Source organism: Marmoricola sp. RAF53 (assembly GCF_052114005.1).
In the GTDB taxonomy this organism is placed as follows: Bacteria; Actinomycetota; Actinomycetes; order Propionibacteriales; family Nocardioidaceae; genus Marmoricola.
The window spans coordinates 135,825-157,472 of the sequence record NZ_JBFRDX010000008.1; the positions used below are offsets into that span (position 1 = coordinate 135,825).

Genomic DNA, 21,648 nt, shown 5'->3' on the forward strand with positions numbered 1-21,648 from the left:
TGGACAGAGATCCGGTCGGCGATCTGCGTGGCCCGGCTCACTCGCCCTGGAAGGGACGGACCTCGACCGGGTTCTTGCAGGCCAGCGAGCCGCGGGCGGCCAGCGCGAGGGCCTCGTCGAGGTCGGCCGCTTCGATGACCCAGAAGCCGCCGAGCTGCTCCTTGGCCTCGACGTACGGGCCGTCGGTGATCACGTTCCTGCCCTCGGTGTTGTCGACGACGGTGGCGCTGGAGACGGGCTCGAGGCCACCGGCGAACACCCAGTGGCCGGAGGCCTGGATCTCCTCGTTGAACTTGCCGGTGTCGGCGAAGGACTGCTGGATCTCCTCCTCGGAGAGCTTCGGCAGGCCCCACTCGTGGATGACGGACAGCAGGTACTGGGTCATGAGGTGCTCCTTGATCGGGGGCGGCGGCGCCACCCCATCTTGTCGTGTCACCCCCTCCACGAACACCGGCTCGGCGGTACGACATCCCGCGACCGGGAATCGGCAAGTATTTTCTGCGACCATTTTTTTTGCTTCGCCCGGCGAGAATCAGGGGCATGGCCGAGCTCGTGTCCGTGAACGTCGGAATTCCCCGCACCGTCGAGTTCGAGACGACCTCGCTGCCGGACACCGGGATCGAGAAGCACCCGGTCGCCGGACCGGTCCGGATCACCTTCGCCGGCGTCGAGGGCAACGAGGTCGCCGACAAGCGCGTCCACGGCGACGAGTTCATGCGTGTCTACGCCTACTCCGTGGAGGACTACGCCTGGTGGCAGGCCGAGCTGGGCCGCCCGCTCCGGCCCGGTCACTTCGCCGAGCAGCTCACCACCCGCGGGATCGACCTCAACGCGGCCCTGGTGGGGGAGACCTGGCGGGTCGGGACCGCGCTGCTCCAGATCGCGCACGTCCGGGTGCCGTGCCTGACGTTCAAGGGCTGGATGGGCCACACCGGGTACGACGCCACCGCCTGGGTGAAGCGGTTCGCGCTCGCCGGCCGGCCCGGCCCGTACTTCCGGGTCCTCGAGGAGGGCGTCGTCGCCGCCGGTGACGCGATCACGGTCGTGGACCGCCCCGACCACGACGTCTCGGTCGGCGAGCTCTTCCGGGCCGTGACGATCCAGCCGAGCCTGCTGCCCCGGCTTCGCGACGTACCGGGGCTGAAGCCGTGGATCTACGAGCGGGCCGGAACCCGGGGCTCCTGAGGGACGTTGTCCGGTTAACGGCCAGTCACCTAGGCACCTCCCTGGTGCGTCCCTTAGGTTACGTCCAAGCCCTTTACCCCTTCCTCGGACGAGAAGCGAGTGCCCTCCATGCCCGTAGTGCGAGACCTGTCGTTCATCGAGAACCGGTCGCCCAACATGGCGCTCCAGTTCCGGGAGCGGGTCGCCAAGACCCCGAACGGTGAAGCGTTCCGCTTCCCGGTCGCCGACGGACAGCCCTGGGAGTCGCTGACCTGGAGGGAGGCCGGGGACCGCGTCGAGCGCCTCGCGGCCGGCCTGCTCGCGCTCGGCATCGAGTCCGAGCAGCGGGTCGGCATCGCCGCCGGCACCCGGGTCGAGTGGATCGAGGCGGACCTCGCCATCCTCTCCGCGGGCGCCGCGACCACGACGGTGTACCCGTCCACGATGGCCGAGGACGTCGCCTACATCCTGGCCGACTCCGAGTCCCGGATCGTGTTCGCCGAGGACGACGAGCAGGTCCAGAAGCTGCGCGACCACCGGGCCGAGCTGCCGGCGCTGTTCAAGATCGTCGTCTTCGACGGGACCACCGACGGTGACTGGGTCATCGGGCTCGACGACCTCGCCAAGCTCGGCGAGGACTACCTGGCCCAGCACCCCGACGCGGTCACGAAGGCGACCGACGCCATCGAGACGAACCAGCTCGCCACCCTGATCTACACCTCCGGCACCACCGGCAAGCCCAAGGGCGTCCGGCTCACCCACTCCTCGTGGACCTACGAGGGCGCGGTGATCCAGTCCAACCAGATCCTCGACGAGTCCGACCTGCAGTTCCTGTGGCTGCCGATGGCGCACTCGTTCGGCAAGGTGCTGCTCTCCGCGCAGCTGGCCTGCGGGTTCGCGACCGCGGTCGACGGACGCGTGGACCGGATCATCGACAACCTCGCGATCGTGAAGCCCACCTTCATGGGCGCCGCCCCGCGCATCTTCGAGAAGGCCTACGCCCGCATCATCACGATGCAGGAGGCCGAGGGCGGTCTGAAGGAGAAGATCTTCACCACCGCGTTCACCGTCGGCCGCAAGGTCGACGCGCTGAAGCTCGCCGGCCAGCCGGTCCCGCTGCCGCTGAAGGTCCAGCACGCGCTCTTCGACAAGCTCGTCTTCTCGAAGATCCGGGACCGTTTCGGTGGCCGGGTGCGGTTCTTCATCTCCGGCTCGGCCGCGCTCAACCGCGACATCGCCGAGTGGTTCCACGCCGCGGGCATCCTGATCCTCGAGGGCTACGGCCTCACCGAGACCGCCGCCGGTGCGTTCGTGAACCACCCCGACGACTACAAGATCGGCACCGTCGGGCCGGTCTTCCCGGGCGGCCAGGTCCGCCTGGGCGAGGGCGACGAGATCCAGATCAAGGGCCCGAACGTGATGGACGGCTACCACAACCTCCCGGAGGAGACCGCCAAGACGCTCACCGAGGACGGCTGGCTGCACACCGGGGACAAGGGCTCGCTGGACGCCGACGGGTTCCTCACCATCACCGGGCGGATCAAGGAGCTCTTCAAGACCTCCGGCGGCAAGTACGTCGCCCCGCCGGCGATCGAGGCGAAGTTCAAGGCGGTCTGCCCCTACGCCAGCCAGTTCATGGTGTTCGGCAACGAGCGGAACTACTGCATCGCCCTGGTCACGCTCGACCCGGACGCGATGACGGCCTGGGCGCTGGAGAACGGCAAGGAGGGGACGGCGTACACCGAGCTGGTCAACCTCCCCGAGGTCCGCGCGATGGTTTCTGGCTACGTCGATGAGCTGAACAGCCACCTGAACCGCTGGGAGACGATCAAGAAGTTCGAGATCCTCGATCACGACCTCTCGATCGAGTCCGGTGAGCTGACGCCGTCGATGAAGGTGAAGCGGAACGTCGTCGAGGAGCGCAACAAGGGCAGGATCGACGCGCTCTACGCCTAGGAGCGCCACCCTCGAGGCGCTGGTGCGGGGGAGCGGGCCTACCCTCGACCCGTGCCCTCGACCCTGCCGGACGGCGATCCCGCGCCCCGCGACGGCAGCCTGCCCGCCGCTGCGCTGGCCGAGCTCGACCGGGCCCGGCTCGGCGCCTACCTGCACGTGCCGTACTGCTCGGTGCGCTGCGGCTACTGCGACTTCAACACCTACACGGCGACCGAGCTCGGCGGCGGCGCCTCGCAGGCGTCGTACGCCGGGACCGCGATCGCTGAGGTCGACCTGCTCGCCCGGCTGCTTCCCGGTGCGCCCGCCGTCGAGACCGTCTTCTTCGGCGGCGGCACCCCGACGCTGCTGCCGAGCGGCGACCTGGTCGCGATGCTCGGTGCCGTCCGCGACCGGTTCGGGCTGGCACCGGACGCCGAGGTGACGACCGAGGCCAACCCGGACAGCGTCACGCCGGAGAGCCTGGCCGAGCTGCGGGCCGGCGGCTTCACCCGGATCTCCTTCGGGATGCAGTCCGCGGTGCCGGCGGTGCTCGCCGTACTGGACCGGACCCACGACCCGGAGCGGGTGCCGCGTGCGGTCGCCTGGGCGCGGGAGGCCGGGTTCGAGCAGGTCAGCCTCGACCTCATCTACGGCACGCCGGGGGAGAGCCTGGCGGACTGGCGGACCTCGGTGGAGGCCGCGCTGGCGTGCGCGCCGGACCACGTGTCGGCGTACTCGCTGATCGTCGAGGAGGGGACGGCGCTGGCCCGGCAGGTCCGCTCCGGGGTGCTGCCCGCTCCCGACGAGGACGACCTGGCCGACAAGTATCAGCTTGTCGACGAGCTGCTGGCGGCGGCCGGCCTCGGGTGGTACGAGGTCTCGAACTGGTCGCGCGACCGCGAGTCGCGCTGCCGCCACAACGAGCTCTACTGGACCTCCCAGCACTGGCTCGGCGTCGGCCCCGGCGCGCACGCGCACGTCGGCGGGGTTCGTTGGTGGAACGTGAAGCACCCGACGGCCTACGGGCAGCGGCTCGCGGCGGGGGAGTCGCCGGCCCACGCCCGGGAGGTGCTGGACGAGGAGACCCGGCGGGTCGAGCGCGTGCTGCTGGAGGTCCGGCTGCGCGACGGCCTGCCACTCGACGTGCTGCCGGACCCCTCCCGGGTCGACCCGGTCGTGGCCGACGGTCTCGCCGAGGTGGCCGGGGACCGTCTCGTCCTCACCCTCCGCGGTCGCCTGCTCGCCGACGCCGTCGTACGGGACCTGCTCGCCTGACGATCGACGTCCCGGCTTCCGACCCGTTGCTGGCGCTTCCAGCCCGATGCATCGGGCTGGACTGTCGGTTTCCCGAGGGGAGAGGGGAAACCGTCAGGCCGTCACGAAGTCGATCAGCTCCTCGACCCGGCCGAGCAGCGCGGGCTCGAGGTCGGCGAACGAGTTCACCTTGCCGAGGATGTGCTTCCAGGCGCGGGCGATGTCGGCCTGGTCGCGGTGCGGCCAGCCGAACGCCTGGCAGACACCCTTCTTCCACTCCAGGTTCCGGGGCACCGTGGGCCAGGCGTCCTTGCCGAGGCGTTCGGGCTTCACGGCCTGCCAGATGTCGACGAAGGGGTGGCCGACGATGAGGACGTGGCGGCCGACCGGGGACTTGGCCACGGACTGGGCGATCCGGCTCTCCTTCGAGCCCGGGACCAGGTGGTCGACCAGCACGCCGACCTTGCGCTCGGGGCCGGGGCCGAAGTCGCGCAGGTGCTCGGACAGGTCGTCGACGCCGTCGAGGTACTCGACCACGACCCCCTCGATGCGCAGGTCGGCGCCCCACACCTTCTCGACGAGCTCGGCGTCGTGCCGGCCCTCGACGAAGATCCGGCTGGCGCGCGCGACCCGGGCCGGAGCGTTCTTGACTGCGATCGAGCCCGACGCGGTGCGGGTCGGAGCGGCGGGGCCGGCCTTCGTCGGGGCGACCAGGATCACCGGGACGCCGTCGAGCAGGAAGCCCGGGCCGAGCGGGAAGGTACGCCGTTTCTGCCGCCGGTCCTCCAGGATCAGGGTGCCGAGGTCGCGCTCGACCTTGACGATCTCGCCGCAGAAGTCGCTCTGCACCTCTTCCACGACCAGGCCGAGCTCGGCGGTCTTCTCGACCGAGCGGCCGTTCTTCGGCTTGCGCCAGTCGGTGGACAGGACGTCGGATCCGTAGCGGTCGTTGAAGGTGGCCACCGGGACACGCTAGGCAACGGCCGCTCCGGTACGGCGGAGGCGCACCGGCCGGCCCGCCAGAGGTGAGAGGCGTTACGGTCGAACGCATGATGCGCAGTTCTCGGTGGGTCGTCATCTCCGTCCTCGTCGTGCTCGGGCTCGTCGGCGGGCCGGTGATCGGAGGGGGCTCGGCGGATGCGGCGGCGCCCGGGGCTCCGGTCAACCAGACCGCTCCGTCGATCTCCGGCGAGGGCCGGGTCGGCACCGTGCTCACGGCCGCGCCGGGGACGTGGGCGCCGGCGGCGACGTCGTACACGTTCCAGTGGCTGCGCGACGGGGTCGCCGAGGGGACGCCGTCGTCGACCCCGACCCGCACCCTGGGCCAGACCGACCTCGGGCACACCTTCGTGGTGCGGGCGGTGGCCACCAACGCCGCCGGCCCGTCCGACCCGGCGGACTCGCCGCCGACCACGGTGACCGCCGGGCGGTTCACCGCCGGGGAGGTGCCGCGGATCGCGGGCGTCCGGCGCTGGGGGCGGACGCTCACCGGCTCGGTCGGCACCACCTCGCCCGCGCCCACCTCGGTGACCGTCCGGTGGCTGCGCGACGGTCGGCCGATAGCCGGGGCCACGAAGCGGACGTACGCCCTCGCGGTGGCCGACTACGGTCACCGGATCGCGTTCCGGGTGCTCCTGCAGCGTCCCGGGTACGCCGCCCTGACGCGCACCTCGCCGGCCACCGGTGCGATCGGCCACCGGGTGGCGGTCCGGAAGCGGTTCACCTACAGCATCACCACCCGGGGCCGGGTCACGGCGGACCTGGCCGCGTTCGCCCGCCTCGCCGCGCAGACGTACGCCGACCCGCGGGGTTGGCGCGCGGCCGGCTACCAATTCACCCGGGTGGCCCGGGGTGGCGACTTCACCCTGGTGCTCGCGACGGCCGGGTCGCTGCCGAGCTTCGGGTCGCCGTGCAGCGCGACCTGGAGCTGCCGGTCGGGGCGCTACGTGGTGATCAACCAGACCCGCTGGTTGCACGCCTCGCCGGCGTGGAACGCCCAGCACCTGGCTCTGCGCGACTACCGGCACATGGTCGTCGACCACGAGACGGGGCACTGGCTGGGACACCGGCACCGAGGCTGCACGGGGAAGGGGCGGCCGGCCCCGGTGATGATGCAGCAGTCCAAGGGCCTGCACGGCTGCCGGTTCAACCCGTTCCCGCTCCCGAGCGAGCGGTGGACGTCCCGCTGAGGGACTCTGGAATATCTTCTTGCATCGTGAGTGTTCACGATATATCGTAAACGTATCGAGAAGTGACGGCCGCTGACCAAGCGCGACGCCGCACCTCGATCGACAAGCAAGGAGAAACACCATGTACACCAAGAACAACAACCCCTGGACGGCCGAGTTCGAGTCCGTCCGCCGCCAGCGCCGCGGTCACGGCGGCCCCCGTCACGGTCGCGGCTACGAGGGCTTCGGCCCCCTGGGCGGCCCGCCGCCGTGGGTCGCGCAGATGTTCGGCCCGCAGTTCGGTGGCCCCGGTGGCAGTCGGGGCGGCCGCCGTACGCGGGTCCGCCGCGGCGACGTCCGCTCCGCGATCCTCGACGTGCTCGGCGCCAGTGCCGAGCCGCTCAACGGGTACCAGGTGATCCAGCAGATCGCCGACCGCACCGAGGGCGCCTGGAAGCCGAGCCCGGGATCGGTCTACCCGACCGTCGCGCAGCTCGTCGACGAGGGCCTGGTCGAGGACGCCCCGAGCGGTCGCAAGACCCTCCAGCTGACCGACGCCGGACGGGCGTACCTGGCCGACAACGCCGACCAGGTCGCCGCGGTCTGGGCGACCTTCGACGAGGAGCCGGCCGACGACGCCGACGACCTCCGCCTGGTCATCAAGCAGACCGTCGGCGCGATCGTCCAGGTCGCCTCGGCCGGTACGCCGGGCCAGCAGGCCCGCGCGGTCGAGATCCTGGCCGAGACCCGCCGCCAGCTCTACGGGCTCCTCGCCGAGGGACCCGACGCGGCCGAGACCGACCCGGAGTCAGGCCCGGAGTCTGACCCCGAGTCCGGCCCGGAGTCCGACCCGGAGTCCGGCCCCGAGTCCGGCGACGCCTGACCCTTCCACCACCCCCGAGCGGCTCTCCCGGATCGATCAGATCAGGGGGAGCCGCTTCTGCGTCCGGGGCAGGTGCTCGTAGCCGCGCCGGACCGCGTGTGCGAGCTCTTCGCGAGGGTAGGGCCAGTCACCGGCCTCGAGCGCCTGACCGACGGGAACCCCGCGGCCGGCCAGGTCGCGGATCGTCTCCGCGACCACGCCGATGGCGGCGCGCTGCTCGTGCACGAAGTCCCGGTCTACCGGAGCGCCGTGCCCGGGGACGACCACGGTGCTCGCCGTGGTGAGGGTGAGCGCAAGGTCCAGGCTGGTCGGCCACTCCATCGGGAAGCAGTCCGCGCCGAACCCGGGGACGGCGGTGCGCTGCGCCGACTCCTCGACCAGGTCTCCGGCCAGCAGCACGTCCGCATCGGGGACCCGCACCACCAGGTCGCCGGCCGTGTGCCCGCGGCCCGGGTGGATCAGCTCCAGCACCCGGTCGCCCAGGTCGAGGGTGAGCGCGGAGGAGAACGTCCGCGTCGGGACAGCGAGCTCGGTCGCGGTCCAGTCGTCGAACCGGGGGTCGGTCTCGGCGGCGGCCTCGGCGCGGATGGTCGCCGAGTGCTCGGGCAGCGCGGCGGCGGCCTCCTCGTGCGCGACCAGCTCCGCGCCCTCGGCCGCGAGCACGGCGTTGCCGAAGGTGTGGTCGAAGTGCACGTGCGTGTTGACCGCGGCGATCACCTGCCCCGTCGAGAGCCGCCGCAGGTCGGCCAGGGTGGCCCGGGCGGCGGCGGAGGAGGCGTTCGTGTCGACGACGACGAGCCCGCGCTCGCCGCCGACCACGGTCACGTTCACGTCGAACCAGTCGTAGCGGGCGACCCAGACGCGGTCGCCGACCTCGGTGAAGTCGGTCACGACGCACACCCTAGGACGCACCCGGGCACGACCCGGCGCCTAGTAGACTTGGCACTCCGCACGGACGAGTGCCAATACCGCCGATCCCGCCCGTGCCCGAGGTCCGGAAGGAGTCGCCGTGGTCGAGGACCGCAAGCTCGCAGTCCTGCGCGCGATCGTCGAGGACTACGTGGCGACCCAGGAGCCCGTCGGCAGCAAGACCTTGGTCGAGCGGCACCGCCTCGGCGTCTCCCCGGCGACCGTGCGCAACGACATGGCCGCCCTCGAGGACGAGGGCCTGATCGCCCAGCCGCACACCAGCGCCGGCCGGATCCCGACCGACAAGGGCTACCGGTTCTTCGTCGACCGGCTCACCACCCTCAAGGCGATGTCGCCGGCCGAGCGTCGGGCCATCGCCGGGTTCCTCGAAGGCGCCCACGACATCGACGACGTCGTCCAGCGCAGCGTCCGGCTGCTCGCCCAGCTGACCCAGCAGGTCGCGATCGTGCAGTACCCGTCGCTGTCGCGCTCCACGGTCCGGCACGTCGAGCTGGTCGCGCTGAGCAGCGCCCGCGTCCTCGCCGTGCTCATCATGTCGACCGGCCGGGTCGAGCAGCGGGTCATCGAGGTGCCGGTCGAGCTGACCGACGAGATCCTCGCCGACCTGCGGATGCGGGTGAACGGCTCGGCCGCCGGCCAGCGGATCTCCGACGCGGCCGCCGCGCTCGGGGCGCTGCCCGAGAACGTCGTGCCCGAGTCGCGGCGTACGTACACCGCGGTCGTCGCCGCCCTGGTCGAGGCGATGTCCGACCACCGCTCCGACGAGCGGGTCGTCGTCGGCGGCACCGCCAACCTCGCCCGGTTCGGCGACAGCTTCGACCAGACCATCAAGCCGCTGCTCGAGGCGCTGGAGGAGCACGTCGTGCTGCTCAAGCTCCTCGGCGAGGCCAGCTCGACGAGCCAGATCACCGTCCGCATCGGCCACGAAGGCCCCTACGACCAGCTCGCGACCACCTCGGTCGTGTCCACCGGCTACGGCGCGTCCGACGAGAGCCTCGCCGCTCTCGGCATCGTCGGCCCGACCCGGATGGACTATCCCGGGTCGATGGCCGCCGTCCGCGCGGTCGCCCGTTACGTGTCCTCCTACCTCGAAGAAGCCTGAGAAAGATCGCCGTGACCTCCGATCCCTACGCCACCCTGGGCGTCGACCGCGACGCCGACGCCGACACCCTCAAGAAGGCCTACCGGCGCCTCGCCCGCCAGTACCACCCGGACGTGAACTCCGACCCGGGTGCGCCGGAGAAGTTCAAGGAGGTCTCCGCGGCCTACGAGATCCTCTCCGACCCGGAGAAGCGCCGGGTCTACGACCTCGGCGGCGACCCGTTCAGCGCCAGCGGCGGCTTCGGCCAGGGGGCCGGGTTCTCCTTCACCGACATCATGGACGCCTTCTTCGGCGGCCAGCAGACCGGCGGCCGGGGCCCGCGCCCGCGCCAGCGCCGCGGCCAGGACGCCCTGGTCCGGCTCGACCTGGAGCTGGCCGAGGCGGCGTTCGGCACCACCCGCGAGCTCAAGGTCGACACCGCCGTGCTCTGCACCACCTGCCACGGCTCCGGCGCCGCCGAGGGCACCCGCCCGGTGACCTGCGAGACCTGCCACGGTCGCGGTGAGGTCCAGCACGTGCAGCGGTCCTTCCTCGGCGAGATCCGGACGCTGCGCCCGTGCGCCGCCTGCCGCGGCTACGGCGAGATCATCCCGGACCCGTGCCGTGAGTGTGCCGGCGACGGACGGGTCCGCTCGCGCCGCGCCCTGCACGTGAAGATCCCGCCGGGCGTCGACACCGGGACCCGGGTCCAGCTCAGCGGCGAGGGCGAGGTCGGCCCCGGCGGCGGCCAGCCCGGCGACCTGTACGTCGAGGTGCACGTCGCCCCGCACCGGATCTTCCACCGCGAGGGCCTGAACCTGCGCTGCACCGTGACGGTCCCGATGACCGCGGCCGCGCTGGGCACCGCGATCGAGCTCCCGCTGCTCGAGGCCGACCTGGACACCGAGGAGATCGAGGTCACCACGTCGCTCACCCTCGACGTGAAGCCGGGCACCCAGTCGGGCACCGAGCAGGTGCTCCGCGGCCGCGGCGTCCCGAGCCTGCGCGGCCAGGGCCGCGGCGACATCGTGGTCACCATCGACGTCGAGACCCCGAACAGGCTCGACGACCGCCAGGAGGCGCTGCTGCGCGAGCTCGCGCAGCTGCGCAACGAGGAAGCCCCCGACGGTCGGATCCAGAACACCGACCACAAGGGCATGTTCGGCCGCATCCGGGACGCGTTCAAGCAGTGAGTCTCCCGGTCTTCGTCACCGAGGGGGTGCGCGGTGCCCGGACCGGGGACCGGGTCCTGCTCGACGGCGACGAGGGCCGGCACGCGGCGACCGTGAAGCGGATCCGGGTCGGCGAGCAGGTCGTCCTCACCGACGGCGACGGCACCCGGCTGACCGGGTCGGTCGTCGAGGCGACCAAGAGCACCCTCGTCGTGGAGGCCGCAGAGGTCGAGGTCGTGCCCGCGGCCACGCCTCACGTCACCGTGGTCCAGGCGATCCCCAAGGGCGACCGCGGCGAGCTCGCGGTCGAGGTGCTGACCGAGATCGACGTCGACACGATCGTGCCCTGGGCCGCCTCCCGCTCGGTCGCCGTCTGGCGCGGCGAGCGTGCGGCGAAGTCGCTGGCGAAGTGGCGCTCGGCGGCGCAGGCGGCCGCGAAGCAGGCGCGCCGGGCCCGGTTCCCGGAGGTGACGACGATGGCGACCACCGCAGAGGTCGCCGACCTGCTGGCCGCGGCCGACCTGGCCGTGGTGCTGCACGAGGCCGCCACCGACGCGTTCGCCGACCTCGACCTCGCCGGGGTCGGTTCGGTCGTCGTCGTGGTCGGTCCCGAGGGCGGGATCAGCGACGACGAGCTGGCCGCGTTCGGCAGCGCGAGGACCGTGCGCCTCGGTGCGTCCGTGCTGCGCACCTCGACCGCCGGCGTCGCCGCGGTCGCGGCCCTGCTGTCCCGCACCCCCCGCTGGCGCTGACCCGAGACCTGCGCCTTCATGCATGCTGCGCTTCTGCGCCGGGTCGAGGTCAGGAGGCGAGCAGGGTCTGCACGCGCGTCACTTCCGCGTCGAGGCCGCGCTGCTCGGCCTTCGTCGGGTCCCGGAACAAGGTCGTGGCGACGCGGCCGTCCTCCAGCCGCCAGGTCCCGCTGAGCAGGCCGTCGAGGAAGAGCGCGTTGCCCACGCCGCCGTTGGCGCCCATCCAGCCCTTCCGGGCCTCGTCCGGCGCGATCCGGTCGCGGTCGGCGTGGGAGAGGAAGACGTTGTCGTACATCCCGAGCAGCGTCACCGGCAGCGGCAGGTCCTCCTCGGCCAGGGGCGCCCCCGGTACGTCGTACAGCGGGCGGCCGGCCTCGTTGCGGTACTCGACGAGCCGCCCCGCCTTCGCCATCGCGCTGAACACCGGGCCGAGCCGGGTCACCAGCGACCACTTCGTCATGTCGGCCGCGCTCGCCGGCCCGTACGCCGCGAGGTAGCGCAGCACCAGTGCCTCCACGTCCGCCTCGGCGAACGGGCGGCCGAGCCAGCGGTCGGCGTACTGGTAGACGACGCCCCCGCTGCGCTTCCAGAGCCCGCGCGGCGGCACCTGCAGCAGCGGCAGCCGCTCCCGGGTGACGTGCCGGAGCGCCTCCTCGGGGACGTCCGGGTGGACCGCGGCGAGCGCCTGCCCGATCTCGGTGTGCGGGCGCGGACCGTCGGCGAGCAGCGGGCGCACCACGGCGTCGAGCTCGGCGGTGGTCAGGTGCGCGGCCGGGCGGCTGGTCTGGTTGCTGCCGCTGACCCGGTCCAGCGCCGGCTGCACCCAGCCGCGCAGCGCGAGCGCGTCGGCGCCGGTCAGCACGTGCACGGTGCCGCGCATCGTGAAGAACCGCACCAGGGTGCGGTCCTCGATCAGGTCGGAGAGGTCCGCGGGGGAGAAGCCGTCGCTCCGTGCGGCCAGCGACAGGTACGGCGGCAGGTTGTCCTGCGCCTGCAGCCCGAGCAGGTGCTCGACCAGCGCCGGGACCCCGGTGACCGACCGGTGGCCGGGCACCAGCTGCTGTCGCACCCACAGCGTCCGGGTGAGCGTGCGGGTCGAGAGCACCTGGGTCGTCACTCGACGATGATCTCCTTGGTGTCCTGGTTCACCGGCCGTCCCTCGCCGGACTCGTCGGTGTCGTGCACCACGATCGTGTAGGTCCCCGGCTCCAGCTCGACGTTGAACCCGTACTCCGACAACGTGCAGCACTCCCGGGCAGTGGTGTAGCCGCTCTTGACGACCGCGTCGCCGCCGGCGAGGACCTCCCAGACCACGTTCGCCTCGAAGGTGGCCGCGACACCGTGGACCTTGACGAGGCGGCCGGTCTTCTCGCCGTTGGCGGGGCCGGTGATCTGCACGGGGGCGAGCACGTCGTCGTCGCTGCCGGCGGTCACCGTGCCGGTGGTGTCCACGCCGAGGACGTGGTCGAGCCGGACGGTGCCGTCCGGGGTGTCGGCGGCGAAGAACACCCGGTGGTGCGAGTCCTCGGCGACCTGGACGGTGCGGACCAGCTGCTCGACCGAGAGCGCGGCCACCTCCTCGCTCATCCCGGCCGGACGGTTCTCGACCGACCGGCCGGCGAAGGTGATCTGGATCTCGCAGTCGTCGGACGAGCAGCCCCCCATCCCGCGGATCTCGGTGCCCGCGGGCCACGCCGTCCGGTAGTCGGGGTCGGCCGGGTCGCCCGCGACGGCGAGGTTCGCGGCGTCCATCGCCAGACCGGTCGTCGGGTCGGTGGCGTCGGTCTGCAGCAGCCGCGTCTCGCTGAACAGCCGGGGACCGGCCGCGGTGTCGCCGAGGAAGTAGACCGGTGACTCCTTCGTGGGCGACCCCGTGCCGGCGGGGGACGCCGCGGGGCCGGTCGAGCGCGCGGTCCCGTCGTCGCGGAGCATCCAGCCGATCCCGCCGACGACGAGGGCCAGCGCGGCCGCGGCGGCGAGCACCGGGACGACCCGGCGCCGCTTCGCGCCGGTGCGGGCGTGGATGTCCTCCAGGCTGCCGTGCGGGGCGATCTGCTCGGCGGTCTCGTGCAGCAGCGCGCGCAGGTCGCCGTCGTCGCCCTGGTCGGTGTTCGTGCTCATCGGTTCTCCTCCAGCAGGTCGGCGAGGTGGCCGCGCAGCGCGGCGCTCGCACGGGACGCGTGGCTCTTGACCGCGCCGGGGCTGATGTCGAGCGTCGCCGCGATCTCGCGCTCGGTCAGGTCGAGGTAGTGCCGCAGCACGAGAACCTCGCGCTGGCGGGTCGGCAGCAGCGCCAGGGCGTCGAGCACGGCGTCGCGGCGCTCGCGGCGCAGCACCGGCTCGTCCGCGGCCGCCTCGTCGGGGAGCGGTTCGGGCCGGTGCCGCGCCACCACGGTGCGGTGGCGCAGGGCGCTGCGGCACCGGTTCACCACGGTCGTGCGCAGGTACGCCGGCGCGCTGCCCTGGTCGATCCGGTTCCACTTCCCGTGCACCGCCACGAACGAGTCCTGGACGACGTCCTCGGCGAGGCCCTGGTCCCGCAGCAGCAGGACGGCGAGCCGGACGAGCGCCGCGTAGTGGCCGGCGTACAGGTCGGCGAGCGCGCGGTCCGCGTCGATGGTGGGCTCCTCGGTGACGGAGAGCGTGGTCGTGTTCACGCTACTTCTACGCCCGAGGCGTCCCGGGGGTTTACACGCCGGGGACCTAGGATCGGCACATGACCGCCGAGCACCAGGACAGCGACTGCCTGTTCTGCAAGATCGTCGCGGGCGACATCCCGGCCGACCTCGTCTACGAGTCCGAGACCGTGATCGCCTTCCGCGACCTGTCGCCCCAGGCCCCGACGCACGTCCTGGTGATCCCGCGCAGCCACTACCCGAACGCGGCCACGCTCGCCGAGGGGGAGCCCGCCACCGCGGCGCACCTCTTCGACGCCGCCCGCGCGATCGCGGACGCCGAGGGCCTGGAGGGCGGCTACCGGCTCGTCCTGAACACCGGTCCCGACGCGCACCAGACCGTCTTCCACCTGCACGTGCACCTGCTCGGCGGGCGCCCGATGGGGTGGCCGCCCGGATGAGCCGCCGGTCACGCCTGACGAGCGCCCTGGGCGCCCTGCTGCTCGGTGCCGGGCTGCTCTCGGCTTGCGGCTCGACGGGCGGCAGGAGCGCCGCGGAGCCGTCGGAGGCCCCCTCCTCCGCGCACTCTCCGGGGCACACCGGCCACAGCCCGAGCGCCAGCCCGGCGACCGCGCTGCCGCTGCGGGCCGGCGAGCACCGGCTCGACCTGACGATGCCGGCGTCGTACACGCCGTCCGCGCCGACCGGCGTCGGCACCGACGACTACCGCTGCTTCCTGCTCGACCCGAAGATCACCACGGACTCCTTCGTCACGGGGTTCGACGTGAAGCCCGGCAACCCCGACGTCGTGCACCACGTGATCATGTTCCGGGTGCCGCCGGACAAGGTCGCCGAGGCGGAGAAGAAGGACGCCGAGACCCCCGGACAGGGCTGGACCTGCTTCGGCACCTCGGGGCTGAGCAACGACCGCGGCGTCGACGACGCGCCCTGGCTGGGCGCCTGGGCGCCCGGCGGTTCCGAGCAGGTCTACGGCAAGGGCCTCGGCGAGGAGTTCGACGCCGGCTCCCGGATCGTGATGCAGGTGCACTACAACCTGCTCGCCGGGACCGAGCCGGACCGCAGCGCGGCCGAGCTGCGGCTGACCGAGGACCCGGCCACGACGCCGCTGGAGACCCAGCTGCTGCCGGCGCCGGTCGAGCTGCCCTGCCGTCCCGGGCACAGCGGCAAGCTCTGCGACCGGGCCGCCGCCCTGGCCGACGTCAAGGCGCGCTTCGGCGACGGGCCGGGCTCGACCGCAGACCTGCTGCACCTGCTCTGCGGGGGCGCGCCGGCCGGCCCGGTGCAGTCCTGCACCCGCACGGTGACCAGCCCCGAGACGATCCGCGGCGTGGCCGGGCACATGCACCTGCTCGGCCGCACGATCAAGGTCGAGACCAACCCCGGGACGCCGCGGGCGAAGACGCTGCTCGACATTCCGGTGTGGGACTTCGACAACCAGGGCAGCCGGCCCACCCCGGCGGTGCACCTCAAGAAGGGCGACACCATCAAGGTGACCTGCCGGCACACCCAGGACCTGCGCGACCAGCTGCCCGCCTTCCAGGGCCAGCCGGACAAGTACGTCGTCTGGGGCGAGGGCACGACCGACGAGATGTGCCTGGGCATCCTGCTGGTCACCCGGCCCTGAGCCCGGCGCCGGCGCCGTCTATCCAGGTGCCCCGCGGACGCCCCTCCCGTAGCATGGAGGGGCAACATCCACCACCAGAAGGGCTGCCCGGACCGGGCACGTATGAGTGAGTCGAGCAAGGAGCGCGGCAGGCGCGCGGACGACGGGTCTCCCGGGACCCTGCACACCGTCGTGGTGCCGACGAGCATCAACATGGTCTCCCTGCTCGGCCCCGGCGACGAGCACCTCGGTCTGATCGAGCAGGCCCTCGAGGCCGACATCCACGTCCGCGGCAACCAGATCACGCTGCGCGGCGAGCCGGGCGAGGTCGCCCTGGCCGAGCGGATGATCGACGAGCTGGTCACCATCGTGCGCACCGGCCAGGGCCTGACCCCGGAGACGGTCGAGCGCGTGATCACGATGCTCCGCGCCGAGACCACCGAGCGTCCCGCCGACGTGCTCTCCCTCAACATCCTGTCTAACCGCGGCCGCACCATCCGGCCCAAGACGCTCAACCAGAAGCGGTACGTCGACGCGATCGACAAGCACACCATCGTCTTCGGCATCGGCCCGGCCGGCACCGGCAAGACCTACCTGGCGATGGCCAAGGCGGTCCAGGCGCTGCAGGCCAAGAAGGTCAACCGGATCATCCTGACCCGCCCGGCCGTCGAGGCCGGTGAGAGCCTCGGCTTCCTGCCCGGCACCCTCAGCGAGAAGATCGACCCCTACCTGCGGCCCCTGTACGACGCCCTGCACGACATGATCGACCCCGAGACGATCCCCAAGCTGCTCACCTCGGGGACCATCGAGGTCGCCCCGCTGGCCTACATGCGCGGCCGCAGCCTCAACGACGCGTTCATCATCCTCGACGAGGCCCAGAACACCTCGCCGGAGCAGATGAAGATGTTCCTCACCCGGCTCGGCTTCGGCTCCAAGATCGTCGTCACCGGCGACGTCACCCAGGTCGACCTGCCCTCCGGCGTGAAGTCCGGCCTGCGCATCGTCGAGGGCATCCTCGACGGCATCGAGGACATCTCCTTCAACCGGCTGACCTCGCACGACGTGGTCCGGCACCGGCTGGTCGGGAAGATCGTCAACGCCTACGAGGAGTTCGACAACCGTGCCGAGCAGCGCCGCACGATGCGGTCCGGCGGAAGGCCAGGAGGCCGCAGTGACGATTGAGGTCCTCAACGAGTCCGGGCTCGACCTCCTCGACGTCCGGCGTACCCAGCAGCTGGCCGCGTTCGTGCTGGACCGGATGCGGGTGCACCCGCTGGCCGAGCTCTGCGTGACCGCGGTGGACGAGGCCACCATCGCCGAGCTCAACGCGAAGTGGATGGAGAAGGACGGCCCCACCGACGTGCTGGCCTTCCCGATGGACGAGCTGCGGCCGGGCCAGGTCAACGAGGAGCCCGAGGAGGGCGTCCTGGGCGACCTGGTGCTCTGCCCGGCCGTCGCGGTCCGGCAGGCCGAGGAGGCCGTCGCCAAGGGCCAGACCGGCTACACCGCCACCGACGAGCTCGACCTGCTCACCGTGCACGGCATCCTGCACCTGCTCGGCTACGACCACGCCGAGCCCGAGGAGCACGCCGAGATGTTCGGGCTCCAGGCGCGTCTGCTCGCGGAGTGGCAGGGCGTGCTCAACGGTGACCCGGCGGTGGACGCCGAGAGATGAGCAGCCACAGTCCGGGCCTGCTGCTGACCGTCATCGGTCTGGTCCTGGTCGCGGGCCTGCTCAGTGCCGCCGAGGCCGCCCTGGCGGGGTTCTCGCGCGCCCGGGCCGAGGAGCTGCTCGAGGAGAACCGCCCGGGCTCGCGGCGGGTGCTGCGGATCCTCGAGGACCCGCCGCGCTACCTCAACGCCACCCTCTTCCTGCGCCTGCTCGCGGAGACCTTCGCGATCGTGCTGGCGACCCTGCTCATCCAGGACGCCGTCGACGCCGGCAGCTGGGTGGTCGTGGTGGTCAGCGTCGCGGTGATGCTGGTGGTCTCGTTCGTCTTCATCGGCGTCGGCCCGCGCACGCTCGGCCGCCAGCACTCGGAGCGGATCGCGCTCAACTGTGCCGCGGGGATCGTCGTCGTCACCCGGGTGCTCGGGCCGATCCCGCAGCTGCTGATCCTGATCGGCAACGCACTCACCCCGGGCAAGGGCTTCTCCGAGGGGCCGTTCGCGTCCGAGGCCGAGCTGCGCGAGATGGTCGACCTGGCCGAGGCGAGCAGCCTGATCGAGTCCGACGAGCGGGCGATGATCCACTCCGTCTTCGAGCTCGGCGACACGATCGTGCGCGAGGTGATGGTGCCGCGCACCGACGTGGTCTTCATCGAGCGGCACAAGACGCTGCGGCAGGCGATGTCGCTGTTCCTGCGCAGCGGCTTCTCCCGGGTCCCGGTGGTCGGGGAGGACCTCGACGACATCGTCGGGTTCGCCTACCTCAAGGACGTCAGCCGCCGGGTCTTCGACCGCAAGGACGCCGAGACCACCGAGCACGTCGACAGCGTGATGCGCCCGGTCCTCTGGGTCCCGGACTCCAAGCCGGCCGACGACCTGCTCCGCGAGATGCAGTCCTCCCGCAGGCACGTCGCGGTGGTCGTCGACGAGTACGGCGGCACGGCCGGCCTGGTCACGATCGAGGACATCCTGGAGGAGATCGTCGGCGAGATCACCGACGAGTTCGACCCCGACGAGATCGGCGTCGAGTCGCTGCCGGACGGCTCGGTCCGGGTGTCCTCGCGGTTCCCGGTCGACGACCTCGACGAAGTGGTCGGCGTGGAGATCGACGACGACGAGATCGACTCCGTGGGCGGCCTGCTGGCCAAACACCTCGGCAAGGTGCCGATCCCGGGTTCCTCGGTCGAGGTCGCCGGCCTGCGGCTCACCGCCGAGGAGGCCAAGGGGCGCCGGAACAAGATCGGGACCGTGCTGATCACGCCGGTGGTGAAGGCCGAGGGCGAGGAGCCCGCCGGAGGAGCACGCCTAGAATCCTCGCGTGGCTGAGAACCTGCAGGCAGAGGACAACAAGCTCGTCGTACTGGCCCGGTCGACCCGGGCCCGCACGGGTGCCGCCCAGGGGGCGGCGCTGCGCGACCAGGACGGCCGTACCTACGCGGGCGCGACCGTCGACCTGCCGTCGCTGCAGGTCTCGGCGCTGGACGTCTGCATCGCGATGGCGGTGGCGAGCGGCTCGACGGGGGTCGAGGCAGCCGTCGTGCTGGGCGACGGGGCGGTCGCCGAGGCCGACCTGGCGGCGTTGCGGGACTTCGCCGGCACCGGCGTCCCGGTGCACACGGGGGCCCCGAACGGGACGGTCAGCGGCACCCTCACCACCTGAAAAGGACCTTGCGGAGGGCCCCTCCGGTAGGGCTAGGGTGCTGGCGTGGGCTTGATCGGGACCACCGCGCACGCCGCAGCCGTCGACCGGCTGCGGGCCTCCTACGCTGCCATCGCGCCCGACCAGCGGGTCCGGCTGGCGAAGCGGACCACGAACCTCTTCCGGCAGCGCGACGCCAGCAGCGCGCCCGGGCTGGACGTCGCCTGGCTCGCCGGCGTCATCTCCCTGGACACCGAGGCGCTCACCGCCGACGTGCAGGGGATGTGCACCTACGAGGACCTGGTCGCCGAGACCCTCAAGTACGGCCTGATCCCGTACGTCGTCCCGCAGCTGCGCACCATCACCCTCGGCGGCGCCGTCACCGGCCTCGGCATCGAGTCGACCTCGTTCCGCAACGGGCTGCCGCACGAGTCCGTCGTCGAGATGGACGTCTTCACCGGGTCCGGCGAGGTGGTCACCTGCAGCCCGGAGCAGAACAGCGACCTCTACCTGACCTTCCCGAACTCCTACGGCTCGCTCGGCTACGCGACCCGGCTGCGGATCCGGCTGGAGAAGGTGCCGCCCTACGTGGCGCTGCGCCACGTCCGGTTCCACGAGACCGACAAGCTGGCCTCGGCGATCGCCGAGATCGCCGAGTCGGGGAGCTGGCAGGGCGTCCGCGTCGACGGCCTGGACGGGGTGGCGTTCCAGCCGGGGGAGTACTACCTGACCCTGGCGACCTGGCAGGACACCGCGACGCAGGAACCCAGCGACTCCGGACCGTCTGACTACAGCGGCGGCCAGCAGATCTACTTCCGCTCGATCCAGCGTCGCGAGACCGACCTGCTCACGATGCACGACTACCTCTGGCGCTGGGACACCGACTGGTTCTGGTGCTCGGGCGCCTTCGGGGCGCAGAACCCGCGGATCCGCCGGTTCTGGCCGAAGCGCTACCGGCGCTCCGACGTGTACATGAAGCTGCTCGGCCTGGACCGACGCTTCGGCATCGCCGACCGGCTGGACCAGCGCGCCGGACGGCCGCTGCGCGAGCGGGTCATCCAGGACGTCGAGGTCCCCGTGGAGCGGATCGGCGAGTTCCTGGACTGGTTCGACGAGGAGATCGGGATGCGGCCGGTCTGGCTCTGCCCGCTGCGCGCGACCCGGTCGTGGTCGTCGTACCCGCTGGAGCCGGGGCGCACCTACGTCAACGCCGGCTTCTGGGGCACCGTGCACGTCGGCCCCGAGCGCGTGGACGCGCCCCGCAACCGGGCGATCGAGGCCAAGGTGCACGAGCTCGACGGCCACAAGTCGCTCTACTCCGACTCGTTCTACGACCGCGCGACCTTCGACGCCCTGTACGACGGCGCGAACCTGGCCGCGGTCAAGCGCCGCTACGACCCCGACGACCGCTTCACGAGCCTGTACGAGAAAGCCGCCCAGAGAAGGTAGGTAACGACGATGAGCATCCTCGCCCCCACCACTTCGATCGCCGACGCGTTCAGCCAGCTCCTCGGCGGCGACCTGCCGTTCCGCTTCACGGCGTACGACGGCAGCAGCGCCGGCCCCGCGGACGCCGAGTTCGGCCTCGACCTGCTCAACGAGCGCGGGCTGTCCTACGTGGTCACCGCGCCGGGCGACCTGGGCCTGGCCCGGGCCTACGTCTCCGGCGACCTGGACATCCTGGGGTCCCACCCCGGCGACCCGTACACCGCGCTGATGCACATCAAGGGCAACAGCGAGGGCCTGAAGTTCCGGGCGCCGTCGCCGGCCGAGGCGGTCGCGCTGCTGCGCACGATCGGGCTCTCGCACCTGAAGCCGCCGCCGATCCCGGCCCAGGAGCACGCGCCGAGGTGGCGCCGGTTGATGGAGGGGTTCCTGCACTCCCCGGAGCGCGACGCCGAGGTGATCCACCACCACTACGACGTGTCGAACCGCTTCTACGAGATGGTCCTCGGCCCCTCGATGACCTACACCTGCGCCTGCTTCCCGACCGCGGCGGCATCGCTGGAGGAGGCGCAGTTCCACAAGTACGACCTCGTCTGCCGCAAGCTCGACCTGCAGCCCGGCCAGCGGCTCCTCGACGTCGGCTGCGGCTGGGGCGGGATGGTCCGGCACGCGGTGAAGTACTACGGGGTCTCCGCGATCGGCGTCACGCTCTCGGCCGAGCAGGCGTCCTGGGCGCAGCAGCGGATCAAGGAGGACGGGCTCGACGACCGCGCCGAGGTGCGGCACCTCGACTACCGGCACGTCGTCGAGGGCGACTTCGACGCGGTCAGCTCGATCGGCCTCACCGAGCACATCGGGGTGGCGAACTACCCGGCGTACTTCGGGTTCCTGCGGGACAAGCTCAAGCCGCACGGCCGGATTCTCAACCACTCCATCACCCGGCAGCACAACCGGAAGCAGAGCACCGGCGCGTTCATCGACCGCTACGTGTTCCCCGACGGCGAGCTGACCGGGTCCGGCCGGATCATCACCGAGATGCAGGACGCCGGGCTGGAGGTGCAGCACGAGGAGAACCTGCGGATGCACTACGCGATGACGCTCGCCGGGTGGAACCGGAACCTGGTCGAGAACTGGGACGCGTGCGTCGCCGAGGTCGGCGAGGCGACCGCGAAGGTGTGGGGTCTCTACATCGCCGGCTCGCGGATGGGCTTCGAGACCAACGAGATCCAGCTGCACCAGGTGCTGGCCACGAAGACGCCCGCCGACGGCAGCACGACGTTCCCGCTGCGCCCGACCTGGTTGGGCTGAGTCCGCGCG

Annotated in this window: 22 protein-coding genes; 16 read left to right on the top strand and 6 right to left on the bottom strand. The window is 71.9% G+C overall.

Annotation, left to right across the window (positions count from 1 at the left end; genetic code table 11):
• Window positions 1–37: 37 nt before the first annotated feature.
• Window positions 38–385, bottom strand: a complete 348-nt coding sequence (locus tag AB4Y76_RS09835; protein WP_441924646.1) for a YciI family protein — start codon at window positions 383–385, stop codon at window positions 38–40.
• Window positions 386–540: 155 nt separating this feature from the next.
• Between AB4Y76_RS09835 and AB4Y76_RS09840 the strand changes: the two genes are divergently transcribed.
• The 3 genes from AB4Y76_RS09840 to hemW all read left to right on the top strand — a co-directional run bounded on the left by AB4Y76_RS09840 (window position 541) and on the right by hemW (window position 4,374).
• Window positions 541–1,185 carry an MOSC domain-containing protein gene (locus AB4Y76_RS09840; RefSeq protein WP_441924648.1) on the top strand — a complete coding sequence of 215 codons (645 nt, stop codon included), beginning with the start codon at window positions 541–543 and terminating at the stop codon, window positions 1,183–1,185.
• 108 nt (window positions 1,186–1,293) lie between these two features.
• On the top strand, window positions 1,294–3,120 hold the full coding sequence (locus tag AB4Y76_RS09845; RefSeq protein ID WP_441924650.1) for an AMP-dependent synthetase/ligase: 1,827 nt from the start codon (window positions 1,294–1,296) through the stop codon (window positions 3,118–3,120).
• A gap of 51 nt (window positions 3,121–3,171) precedes the next feature.
• Entirely contained in the window at window positions 3,172–4,374 is a 1,203-nt protein-coding gene (gene hemW, locus AB4Y76_RS09850; protein WP_441924652.1) for a radical SAM family heme chaperone HemW, read from the top strand.
• A 93-nt stretch (window positions 4,375–4,467) separates the two neighbouring features.
• Here hemW and AB4Y76_RS09855 read toward each other — a convergent pair whose 3' ends face one another.
• Complete coding sequence (locus AB4Y76_RS09855) at window positions 4,468–5,316, bottom strand: DUF3097 domain-containing protein (RefSeq protein WP_441924654.1); 849 nt, start codon at window positions 5,314–5,316, stop codon at window positions 4,468–4,470.
• Between the two features lie 86 nt (window positions 5,317–5,402).
• Between AB4Y76_RS09855 and AB4Y76_RS09860 the strand changes: the two genes are divergently transcribed.
• Both AB4Y76_RS09860 and AB4Y76_RS09865 read left to right on the top strand, forming a co-directional pair.
• Complete coding sequence (locus AB4Y76_RS09860) at window positions 5,403–6,542, top strand: DUF3152 domain-containing protein (protein ID WP_441924656.1); 1,140 nt, start codon at window positions 5,403–5,405, stop codon at window positions 6,540–6,542.
• A 121-nt stretch (window positions 6,543–6,663) separates the two neighbouring features.
• Window positions 6,664–7,404, top strand: a complete 741-nt coding sequence (locus AB4Y76_RS09865; RefSeq protein ID WP_441924658.1) for a PadR family transcriptional regulator — start codon at window positions 6,664–6,666, stop codon at window positions 7,402–7,404.
• A 36-nt stretch (window positions 7,405–7,440) separates the two neighbouring features.
• Here AB4Y76_RS09865 and AB4Y76_RS09870 read toward each other — a convergent pair whose 3' ends face one another.
• A complete protein-coding gene (locus AB4Y76_RS09870; RefSeq protein WP_441924660.1) occupies window positions 7,441–8,295 on the bottom strand; it encodes an MBL fold metallo-hydrolase in 855 nt (284 codons plus the stop codon).
• A gap of 118 nt (window positions 8,296–8,413) precedes the next feature.
• Here AB4Y76_RS09870 and hrcA point away from each other — a divergent pair, with 118 nt between their 5' ends.
• Genes hrcA through AB4Y76_RS09885 form a run of 3 tightly spaced genes read left to right on the top strand, consistent with a single transcriptional unit; the run spans window position 8,414 to window position 11,339 of the window.
• Window positions 8,414–9,436: a heat-inducible transcriptional repressor HrcA gene (hrcA, locus tag AB4Y76_RS09875; RefSeq protein ID WP_441924662.1), complete on the top strand. Its 1,023-nt coding sequence runs from the start codon at window positions 8,414–8,416 to the stop codon at window positions 9,434–9,436.
• Window positions 9,437–9,447: 11 nt separating this feature from the next.
• A complete protein-coding gene (gene dnaJ / locus AB4Y76_RS09880; RefSeq protein WP_441924664.1) occupies window positions 9,448–10,608 on the top strand; it encodes a molecular chaperone DnaJ in 1,161 nt (386 codons plus the stop codon).
• The gene (locus AB4Y76_RS09885; protein ID WP_441924666.1) at window positions 10,605–11,339 is read left to right on the top strand and encodes a 16S rRNA (uracil(1498)-N(3))-methyltransferase; all 735 of its coding nucleotides are present in this window, start codon (window positions 10,605–10,607) and stop codon (window positions 11,337–11,339) included. The genes dnaJ and AB4Y76_RS09885 overlap by 4 nt, the downstream gene beginning before the upstream one ends.
• Window positions 11,340–11,388: 49 nt before the next feature.
• On the opposite strand, the gene AB4Y76_RS09890 is transcribed toward AB4Y76_RS09885, so the two are convergent.
• Genes AB4Y76_RS09890 through AB4Y76_RS09900 form a run of 3 tightly spaced genes read right to left on the bottom strand, consistent with a single transcriptional unit; the run spans window position 11,389 to window position 13,996 of the window.
• Window positions 11,389–12,456: a winged helix DNA-binding domain-containing protein gene (locus AB4Y76_RS09890; protein WP_441924668.1), complete on the bottom strand. Its 1,068-nt coding sequence runs from the start codon at window positions 12,454–12,456 to the stop codon at window positions 11,389–11,391.
• Window positions 12,453–13,460 carry a Gmad2 immunoglobulin-like domain-containing protein gene (locus AB4Y76_RS09895; RefSeq protein ID WP_441924670.1) on the bottom strand — a complete coding sequence of 336 codons (1,008 nt, stop codon included), beginning with the start codon at window positions 13,458–13,460 and terminating at the stop codon, window positions 12,453–12,455. The genes AB4Y76_RS09890 and AB4Y76_RS09895 overlap by 4 nt, the downstream gene beginning before the upstream one ends.
• Complete coding sequence (locus AB4Y76_RS09900; RefSeq protein ID WP_441924672.1) at window positions 13,457–13,996, bottom strand: RNA polymerase sigma factor; 540 nt, start codon at window positions 13,994–13,996, stop codon at window positions 13,457–13,459. Before AB4Y76_RS09900 ends, AB4Y76_RS09895 begins: the two co-directional genes overlap by 4 nt.
• Window positions 13,997–14,055: 59 nt before the next feature.
• Here AB4Y76_RS09900 and AB4Y76_RS09905 point away from each other — a divergent pair, with 59 nt between their 5' ends.
• The 8 genes from AB4Y76_RS09905 (at window position 14,056) to AB4Y76_RS09940 (ending at window position 21,639) form a co-directional block, all read left to right on the top strand.
• Entirely contained in the window at window positions 14,056–14,415 is a 360-nt protein-coding gene (locus AB4Y76_RS09905; RefSeq protein ID WP_441924674.1) for a histidine triad nucleotide-binding protein, read from the top strand.
• Window positions 14,412–15,599, top strand: a complete 1,188-nt coding sequence (locus AB4Y76_RS09910) for a hypothetical protein (RefSeq protein WP_441924676.1) — start codon at window positions 14,412–14,414, stop codon at window positions 15,597–15,599. Before AB4Y76_RS09905 ends, AB4Y76_RS09910 begins: the two co-directional genes overlap by 4 nt.
• A 102-nt stretch (window positions 15,600–15,701) precedes the next feature.
• Window positions 15,702–16,760 (top strand): PhoH family protein, encoded by a 1,059-nt coding sequence (locus AB4Y76_RS09915; protein ID WP_441924678.1) that lies wholly within the window; start codon window positions 15,702–15,704, stop codon window positions 16,758–16,760.
• A complete protein-coding gene (gene ybeY, locus AB4Y76_RS09920; RefSeq protein WP_441924680.1) occupies window positions 16,750–17,253 on the top strand; it encodes an rRNA maturation RNase YbeY in 504 nt (167 codons plus the stop codon). Before AB4Y76_RS09915 ends, ybeY begins: the two co-directional genes overlap by 11 nt.
• The gene (locus AB4Y76_RS09925; protein WP_441924682.1) at window positions 17,250–18,572 is read left to right on the top strand and encodes a hemolysin family protein; all 1,323 of its coding nucleotides are present in this window, start codon (window positions 17,250–17,252) and stop codon (window positions 18,570–18,572) included. The genes ybeY and AB4Y76_RS09925 overlap by 4 nt, the downstream gene beginning before the upstream one ends.
• Entirely contained in the window at window positions 18,565–18,906 is a 342-nt protein-coding gene (locus AB4Y76_RS09930) for a cytidine deaminase (protein WP_441924684.1), read from the top strand. The genes AB4Y76_RS09925 and AB4Y76_RS09930 overlap by 8 nt, the downstream gene beginning before the upstream one ends.
• Before the next feature lie 45 nt (window positions 18,907–18,951).
• A complete protein-coding gene (locus AB4Y76_RS09935) occupies window positions 18,952–20,334 on the top strand; it encodes an FAD-binding protein (protein WP_441924686.1) in 1,383 nt (460 codons plus the stop codon).
• A 9-nt stretch (window positions 20,335–20,343) separates the two neighbouring features.
• A complete protein-coding gene (locus AB4Y76_RS09940; protein ID WP_441924688.1) occupies window positions 20,344–21,639 on the top strand; it encodes a class I SAM-dependent methyltransferase in 1,296 nt (431 codons plus the stop codon).
• The last annotated feature ends 9 nt before the right edge of the window (window positions 21,640–21,648 follow it).

Excerpts from the sequence above, each read along its gene's own strand:
- AB4Y76_RS09915 (WP_441924678.1), top strand. The coding sequence starts at position 15,702 with ATGAGTGAGTCGAGCAAGGAGCGCGGCAGGCGCGCGGACGACGGGTCT.
- AB4Y76_RS09860 (WP_441924656.1), top strand. The coding sequence starts at position 5,403 with ATGATGCGCAGTTCTCGGTGGGTCGTCATCTCCGTCCTCGTCGTGCTC.
- AB4Y76_RS09840 (WP_441924648.1), top strand. The coding sequence starts at position 541 with ATGGCCGAGCTCGTGTCCGTGAACGTCGGAATTCCCCGCACCGTCGAG.
- AB4Y76_RS09940 (WP_441924688.1), top strand. The coding sequence starts at position 20,344 with ATGAGCATCCTCGCCCCCACCACTTCGATCGCCGACGCGTTCAGCCAG.
- AB4Y76_RS09910 (WP_441924676.1), top strand. The coding sequence starts at position 14,412 with ATGAGCCGCCGGTCACGCCTGACGAGCGCCCTGGGCGCCCTGCTGCTC.
- AB4Y76_RS09905 (WP_441924674.1), top strand. The coding sequence starts at position 14,056 with ATGACCGCCGAGCACCAGGACAGCGACTGCCTGTTCTGCAAGATCGTC.
- AB4Y76_RS09835 (WP_441924646.1), bottom strand. The coding sequence starts at position 385 with ATGACCCAGTACCTGCTGTCCGTCATCCACGAGTGGGGCCTGCCGAAG.
- AB4Y76_RS09845 (WP_441924650.1), top strand. The coding sequence starts at position 1,294 with ATGCCCGTAGTGCGAGACCTGTCGTTCATCGAGAACCGGTCGCCCAAC.
- AB4Y76_RS09925 (WP_441924682.1), top strand. The coding sequence starts at position 17,250 with ATGAGCAGCCACAGTCCGGGCCTGCTGCTGACCGTCATCGGTCTGGTC.
- AB4Y76_RS09895 (WP_441924670.1), bottom strand. The coding sequence starts at position 13,460 with ATGAGCACGAACACCGACCAGGGCGACGACGGCGACCTGCGCGCGCTG.
- AB4Y76_RS09865 (WP_441924658.1), top strand. The coding sequence starts at position 6,664 with ATGTACACCAAGAACAACAACCCCTGGACGGCCGAGTTCGAGTCCGTC.